Source organism: Vibrio sp. 1288, from assembly GCF_033344475.1.
The window spans coordinates 1-569 of the sequence record NZ_JAWPOX010000909.1 but is presented as its reverse complement, the minus strand read 5'-3'; the positions used below and the strand labels follow the sequence as shown (position 1 = coordinate 569).

The 569-nt window shown below is 47.3% G+C and carries 1 protein-coding gene and 1 pseudogene; both read right to left on the bottom strand.

Annotated elements, in window-relative coordinates:
- A partial coding sequence (locus R8O11_RS30035; protein WP_318195236.1) for a 4Fe-4S binding protein occupies positions 1 to 436 on the bottom strand: 436 nt, incomplete at its 3' end.
- Positions 423 to 569 (bottom strand): annotated as a pseudogene (locus tag R8O11_RS30030) (dehydrogenase); the annotation flags it as partial. The gene R8O11_RS30035 and the pseudogene R8O11_RS30030, both read right to left, overlap by 14 nt.

Genomic DNA, 569 nt, shown 5'->3' with positions numbered 1-569 from the left:
CTTTGCATTTGGCTGCATCAATTTTGGGTTTGGCATCGTCTTGCCATTGCAATGCATCGTAAGGACAACTGTCCTCGCAGCTACCGCAATAACCGTATAAGTTTTCGCAGCTGTTCGAGATAGTTGCAATCAAGCCTGTAGACTCTGTTTGGTTTGAAAGCGCCAATGTAGGACACGCCGACTTACACTCACCGCATAAATCACATGCTGAGTAGCTGATGTCTAACGCGGCCACGCCATCGACCATTTCAATGATTTGGCTTGGACATGCAGAGGCACACTCTCCGCATCCATCACACAGACGCGTGAACATTGATTCTTCTACCGCATACGGAGGTCTCGCTTTAACACGACGCTCTTGAGCTTGTTCAACTGGCGCACGACAGAACGAAAGAAAACGCCGCTTGCTTAGATCAACCGATTCAGACTGGCGCATCCGAGTAATCTCTCTTTGCAGGCACAACGACTTGGTATTGCTCACTCAAAGATTGAAGTAATTCTTCAGTAAGGTTCGACAGTTTTGAGTAAGGCGTGAGAGTCACCGCTTTTTTGAAGCGCTTATTGAAAAA